The following is a 6214-nucleotide window of genomic DNA, read 5'->3' on the forward strand; positions in this document are numbered from 1 at the left end:
GGGTGCACGGGGTGCCGCGCGCCGAGGCGGAGGCGCGGGCGCTGGAGCTGCTGGCGCGGCTCGGCCTCGCGGACGGGGCCCGCGCGTACCCGGACCGGCTCTCGGGCGGCCAGCAGCAGCGGGTGGCGATCGTCCGGGCGCTGGCCACCGGGCCGCGCCTGCTGCTGCTCGACGAGATCACCGCGGCGCTCGACCCGGAGCTGGTCGGCGAGGTGCTGTCGGTAGTGCGGGACCTCAAGGAGCGGGGCATGACGATGCTGCTCGCCACGCACGAGATGGGTTTCGCGCGCGAGGTCGCCGACCAGGTCTGCTTCCTGGACGGCGGGGTGGTGCTCGAACAGGGGCCGCCGGAGCGGGTGTTCGGGGCGCCGACGGAGGAACGGACCCGGCGCTTCCTGAGCCGGGTGATCGCCTCGGGCCGCCTCGCCGGCTGACCGGAGCACCGGCCGACCCGAGCGTCCGAGCGGAACAGGCACGGACGGCGCCGGAGAGGACAGGACGGCGCCCGACGGCCGACCGCACCACGAGGAGCACAACCGTGCGCCCCCGTGCGCGCCCTGCTGCGTGCGGCGGCGAGCGGTGATCGTTGACGGTACGCCCGTCCGCGCCGCCCGGGGAGGCCGCCGTTGCACGGTCCAGACCTGGTCAGCTGGCTGCTGGCCGTCCTCACCGCGGCGTCCGGCGGCTACTGCCTCTCCCGGCTGCGCCGTGCCCCGTGCGAACCCGTGGCGGCCCCGGCCGTCCCCGGTACCGGTGCTGGTCCCGGTCGGCTGCACACCCACGAGGCGGACCTCGCCGAGGGGCTGATGGGCTTCGGCATGGCCGCCATGGCGGTCGCCGGCACGGCCGTGCCGGGCGAGGTGTGGGCCTGGGTGTACGGTCCGCCCGCGGTGCTCCTGGTGCTGGCGGCCGCCCGCCGCCCGGACCGGCGGGCGCACCGGCTGCACCACGCGGTCGGGGCACTGGCGATGACGTACATGGCGCTGGCGATGACCGCCGCCCCCGGGCACGCCGGGCACCATCCGGCGGTCGGTTCACCCGTGCTGACCGGCGCCCTGCTCGCCTACTTCGGCGGGTACGCGCTGTGGTCCGGCAGCCGGCTGCTGAGCGGCTCCGGCGGGACGGCGGCGGTGGCCTCGGCCGGACTGCCCCGGGCCTGCCGACTGTCCATGGGCATCGGCATGTTCGCCATGCTGCTGACCATGTGACGACCGTCCGGCGTCCCCGCCGGGCGACGGCGGACGGCAACCCGGCAGCGGGTCCGCGGCACCGGCGCGCCCACCGTGGCCCGGCGCCGTCCGCCAGGTGTCGTGGCGTTGGTCACTGGGTGGCCGAAAGCCGTTCCACCCGGCTCCGGCAGCGCATAGGTTGACCGGAAGCGCACTGTCGCGCTCCGTGCGTCCCCGGGGAGTCCATGCCATGACGGCCCTGCTCGGCCTGTTGCTGCTCGGACTGCTGCTCGCCACCGTCGCCCCCCGGCTGCTGGTCCGGGCGCGCTGGGTGGAGCGGGAACCGGTGCTGGCGCTGCTGGTCTGGCAGTGCCTGGTGGTGGCGGTGCTGCTGTGCTGCGCGCTGGGCCTGGTGCTCGCCGCGATGGCCGCCCTCCCCGACCTGCGCACGGTGCTCTTCGCCTGTGCGCCGACCGGCGTCGAGGCCGCGTACGGGCTGCACAACGCCGAGGGCTGGGGCCGGCTCTGCGCGGCGGTGCTGGCGGCGGGCGGGCTGCAGACGGTGGTCGCGCTGACCCGGGAGATCCGTACCGCGAAGGCGCTGCGGGCCCGGCGGCACGCCCAACTGGCCGAGCTCTCACCGCCGTTGCCGGAGTCGATCGAGCCGGCCTCGGGCGCGGGGTCCCGGCCGCGCCGGGAGCGGCTGGTGGTCCTGGAGAACGTCCGCCCGGAGGCGTGGTCGCTGCCGGGGCAGGACTCCCGGCTGGTGGTCACCACCGGGGCCCTCCACCGGCTCACCTCCCGCGAGCTGGCGGCGGTTCTCAGCCACGAGCGCGGGCATGTGCGGGCCCGGCACCACTGGCTGGCCCAGGGCGCGCAGGCGCTCGCCTCCGGATTCCCCGGGGTCGGGGTGTTCCGCGCCTTCCGGGACCAGGTGGGCGAGTTGGTGGAGCTGGCGGCGGACGACCGGGCGGCGCGCCGGCACGGGCGCCACACCACGGCCCTGGCACTGGCGGGGATCAATCTGGGCCGCGGGGTGTTCGGCGCCTGCCCGCCCGGGCAGGCGCAGTCCCCGAAGCGGGTGGACCGGCTGCTGGCGGGGCGGCCGAGGCTGTCCGTGCCGCACCGGCTGCAGCTGACCCTGGCCGCCCTGGCGGTGCCCGCCGCGGTGGTCCTGCTGGCCGTCGCCCCGGGTCTGCTCGCGCTGCGCTGAGCCACCCGGCGGGCTCCACCACCTCAACTGCACAGGGCACTTGACGGCCCGTCGACTCATAGCCGAAGCGCCGTCGAGTGCCCTAGGAGTCCTCGGCCAAGGTGAGCGACAGCACCTCGCGGTGCAGCTCGCGGGCCTCGGCGTAACGCCGGCAGCCCTCCTCCGTGAGCGCGACCTGGATGCCGCGCCGGTCGTCGGCGCACATCGCCCGAGTGACCAGCCCGGCCTTCTCCAGTCGGCCGATCAGCCGGGAAAGGGCGCTCTGGCTGAGGTGCACGGTAGGGGCGAGCTCCTGCACCCGCAGGCCCTTGTCACCGCTCTCGCAGCCCTCGACGAGGCGCTCCAGCACCTCGAACTCGCTCATGCCCAGGCCGTGCTTCTCACCCAGCTCGCGGTCGAGCAGACAGGCGGTCCGGGCATGCCGGGCGAGCAGGTCGCGCCACTGGGCGACCAGCCCTGCCTCCTCCGGGGAGTCGAGTTCAGCCACCCCGCCACAGTATCACAGCGTCAACAACTTATGCGTTAACATCTTATTCACTTGCATTGGATGCATGTGCATGTAGTCTCTTGCGTCATGACCACAGCGACCGCCACGAACACCGACGATCCGTCAAATACCGGGGCCCATTGGACTCCCCGGCTCTGGGGCACCCTGATCGTGCTCTGCGCCGCGCTCTTCCTGGACGCCCTGGACATCTCGATGGTCGGCATCGCCCTGCCGTCCATCGGCTCCGAACTGCACCTGTCCACCTCCACCCTCCAGTGGGTGGTCTCCGGCTACGTGCTCGGCTACGGCGGCCTGCTGCTGCTCGGCGGCCGCACCGCCGACCTGCTCGGCCGCCGCCGGGTCTTCCTGACCGCGCTCGGCGTCTTCGCCGCCGCCTCCCTGCTCGGCGGCCTGGTCGACGACGGCGGTCTGCTGATCGCCGCCCGCTTCCTCAAGGGCGTCGCGGCCGCGTTCACCGCGCCGGCCGGCCTGTCGATCATCACCACGACCTTCCCCGAGGGCCCGGCCCGCAACCGGGCGCTGTCGATCTACACCACCTGCGGCGCCAGCGGCTTCTCGCTCGGCCTGGTGCTCAGCGGCCTGCTCACCGCGGTCGGCTGGCGCTGGACCTTCCTGATGCCCGTGCCGATCGCACTGCTCGCCCTGGTCTTCGCCGTCCGGCTGCTCCCCCGCCCGACCGAGGAGAAGGTCACCGGCCGCTACGACGTGCTCGGCGCGATCACCGGCACCACCGCCGTGCTCCTGCTGGTGTTCACCGTCACCGAGGCGCAGGGCGCGGGCTGGCTGAGCCTGCGCACCCTGGGCTCGCTGGCCGTCGTGGCACTGCTGGCGGCAGCGTTCCTGGTGGTCGAGAGCCGGACCGCGCACCCGCTGGTGCGGCTCGGCATCTTCCGCAACGGCTCGGTCGCCCGCGCCAATGTGATCGCCTTCGCGATGACCGGCGCGTACGGCGGCTTCCAGTTCGTGGTCACCCTCTACCTGCAGGACCTGCTTGGCTGGTCGGCCCTGACGATGGCGCTCGGACTGCTCCCGGCCGGCGCGATGATCGCGCTCTCGGCGCCGTTCATGGGCCCGGTGGTGGACCGCTTCGGCACCGGCCGACTGCTGCCGATCGGCCTGCTGGCCCTGGTCGGCGCGTTCGCGCTGTTCCTGCGGCTGGACGCGCACAGCTCGTACCCGGTGCTGGTGCTGCCCTCGATCGTCCTGCTCGGCGTCGGCTTCGCCCTCGCCTTCCCCTCGGTGAACATCGCCGCCACCGACGGGGTGGCCGACGAGGAGCAGGGGCTCGCCTCGGGCCTGGTGAACACCGCGATCCAGGTGGGCACCGCGGTCGTGCTGGCCGGCGCCACCGCGATCATCACCGCCGGCAGCAACGGCGGCACCGGCGCCGAGGCACAGCTGGACGGCTACCGGCCGGCCCTGCTGTTCGTCACCGGGGTCGCGCTGGTCGGCCTGGTGATCGCCGTGGCGGGTGCCGTGCTCGACCGGCGGAAGAAGGCAACCACCCTGTCGGTACCGGACTATGATTATCCGTCAGTAGGCCGGGAGGACCTGGCCGAGCGACGCGACGAGATCCTCAGCAAGAGCTGAGCGGCGGCAGAGGTTCCGCAACACCCGGATCCACCCTCCGCCGTCGGGCTGGGCGCCGGCTCTACCAAACCCCCGTGTTGGTAGGGCCGGCGCCTCCGTACGGGCCGAACCCGGACCGCCCGGCCGAATGCCGGTCGCCGGGGTTCGGTCGCCGGCCCGGCCAGTATATTGGCCGCCAGCCAACGAACGTACGGAGCAGACACGATGGCACCTCGCGGGGATTCGGTCAATGAGGAGATGCGCCAGCGCTCCCGGCGACGCATCATGCGGGCCACCGTCGAGCTGGTCGACCAGCGCGGATACGCCGGCACCACGCTGACCGACATCGCCGAGCGGGCCGGGCTCGCCCGCGGCCTGCTCTCCTACTACTTCGACGGCAAACGGCTGCTGATGCAGTCGGCCACCCACCGGATGATGCACCAGGCGCTCTCCACCGCCCTCGACGAGCTGGCGCCCGACGCCGGCCCGGAGGACCGGCTGGCCCGGGCCATCGACGCGGTACTGAGCCTGGCCATGGACCACCCGAGGGTGATGCGCTCGCACCTCGCGCTGATCCTCGACCCGGACACCGGCGCCTTCGTCCAGGACCCGGAGCAGCAGCGGCTCGGCGCGATCCTCCAGGGACTGCTGCGCGACTGGGGCGCACCCGACCCGACGGCCGAGCACGCGGTGCTGCGCAGCGCGCTGATGGGCGGCTGCATAGGCGTGCTGCTGCCCGGGGCGGAAGTCCCGCTGGCCCCGATCCGCGCCGACCTGTTCCGGCGCTACGACCTGCCCTGGCACCTGGGCCGTCCGCCGCAGCCGCTCCCGCCGGAACGGGAACGGCCGCCGGCCCGCGGCTGAACCGCGGCGGCCGGCGGCCGCTGTGCCTGTCCGGATCCGGTTCCGGCGCCCCGTCGGGCACCGGCGCCGTCCGGGCTCAGCGCTCCTTCAGGATCGAGGCCAGCAGGTCGATGGTGCGCTCGGGCGTGAGACTGTCCACGCACAGCCGCTCCATGACCTGGATGTAGGCGTCGACGTCGTCGCGCTTGTCCAGGTACAACGCGCTGGTCAACTGCTCCAGGTACACCACGTCCGCGAGGTCCTGCTCGGGAAAGCGCAGGATGGTGAACGCACCGGACTCACCGGCGTGCGCACCGAAGCGGAACGGCATGACCTGGATGACCACGTTGGCCTGCTCGGCGGCGTCGATCAGGTACTGGACCTGGCCGCGCATCACCTTGGGGCCGCCGACCGGACGGCGCAGCGCGGCCTCGTCGATGACCGCCCAGAGCCGCGGGCTGCCGCCCTCGGTGAGCAGCTTCTGACGGCGCATGCGCAGGCTGACCCGGCGTTCGACCTCCTCCTCGCTGATCACCGGCCGACTCTGGCCGAAAACCGCCCGTGCGTACTCCTCGGACTGCAGCAGGCCGGGGACGAACTGGACTTCGTAGGTGCGGATCAGGGCAGCGGCCTCCTCGAGGCCGACATAGGTCTGGAACCAACCCGGCAGGACGTCGTTGAAGCTGTGCCACCAGCCCGACTTGTTGGCCTCACGGACCAGGCCGAGCAGCGCCTCGCGTTCGAGGCCGTCGTCCACGCCGTAGAGGCTGAGCAGGTCGGCGACGTCACGTTCCTTGAAGCTGACCCGGCCGAGTTCCATGCGGCTGATCTTGGACTCGGAAGCCCGGATCGCGTAGCCCGCGTCCTCGCGGGTGATGCCGCGCGTCTCGCGGAGCCGGCGCAGCTGGGAGC

7 protein-coding genes are annotated in these 6214 nt (G+C 73.3%); 5 read left to right on the forward strand and 2 right to left on the reverse strand.

Annotation, left to right across the window (positions count from 1 at the left end; all coding sequences use genetic code 11):
- The 3 genes from VR45_RS29510 to VR45_RS29520 form a co-directional block, all read left to right on the forward strand.
- The coding region (locus tag VR45_RS29510) for an ATP-binding cassette domain-containing protein (RefSeq protein ID WP_045942921.1) at positions 1-434 on the forward strand (434 nt) is incomplete at its 5' end.
- 192 nt (positions 435-626) lie between these two features.
- Positions 627-1208 carry a DUF5134 domain-containing protein gene (locus tag VR45_RS29515; RefSeq protein ID WP_045942922.1) on the forward strand — a complete coding sequence of 194 codons (582 nt, stop codon included), beginning with the start codon at positions 627-629 and terminating at the stop codon, positions 1206-1208.
- A 211-nt stretch (positions 1209-1419) separates the two neighbouring features.
- Entirely contained in the window at positions 1420-2382 is a 963-nt protein-coding gene (locus tag VR45_RS29520) for a M56 family metallopeptidase (RefSeq protein ID WP_045942923.1), read from the forward strand.
- Between the two features lie 82 nt (positions 2383-2464).
- Here the strand turns inward: VR45_RS29520 and VR45_RS29525 are convergent, their stop codons facing one another.
- Complete coding sequence (locus VR45_RS29525) at positions 2465-2869, reverse strand: MarR family transcriptional regulator (protein ID WP_045942924.1); 405 nt, start codon at positions 2867-2869, stop codon at positions 2465-2467.
- Positions 2870-2956: 87 nt separating this feature from the next.
- Here VR45_RS29525 and VR45_RS29530 point away from each other — a divergent pair, with 87 nt between their 5' ends.
- Both VR45_RS29530 and VR45_RS29535 read left to right on the forward strand, forming a co-directional pair.
- On the forward strand, positions 2957-4480 hold the full coding sequence (locus VR45_RS29530) for an MFS transporter (protein ID WP_045942925.1): 1524 nt from the start codon (positions 2957-2959) through the stop codon (positions 4478-4480).
- Between the two features lie 237 nt (positions 4481-4717).
- Positions 4718-5323 carry a TetR family transcriptional regulator gene (locus tag VR45_RS29535; protein ID WP_045942926.1) on the forward strand — a complete coding sequence of 202 codons (606 nt, stop codon included), beginning with the start codon at positions 4718-4720 and terminating at the stop codon, positions 5321-5323.
- Positions 5324-5399: 76 nt separating this feature from the next.
- On the opposite strand, the gene VR45_RS29540 is transcribed toward VR45_RS29535, so the two are convergent.
- A partial coding sequence (locus VR45_RS29540; protein WP_199926024.1) for a helix-turn-helix transcriptional regulator occupies positions 5400-6214 on the reverse strand: 815 nt, incomplete at its 5' end.

It is taken from the genome of Streptomyces sp. NRRL S-495 (assembly GCF_000966955.1).
Lineage (GTDB): Bacteria > Actinomycetota > Actinomycetes > Streptomycetales > Streptomycetaceae > Kitasatospora > Kitasatospora purpeofusca.

Bases quoted from the DNA above. Each gene is read 5' to 3' on its own strand.
- VR45_RS29520 (WP_045942923.1), top strand. From the start codon at position 1,420: ATGACGGCCCTGCTCGGCCTGTTGCTGCTCGGACTGCTGCTCGCCACC.
- VR45_RS29530 (WP_045942925.1), top strand. From the start codon at position 2,957: ATGACCACAGCGACCGCCACGAACACCGACGATCCGTCAAATACCGGG.
- VR45_RS29535 (WP_045942926.1), top strand. From the start codon at position 4,718: ATGCGCCAGCGCTCCCGGCGACGCATCATGCGGGCCACCGTCGAGCTG.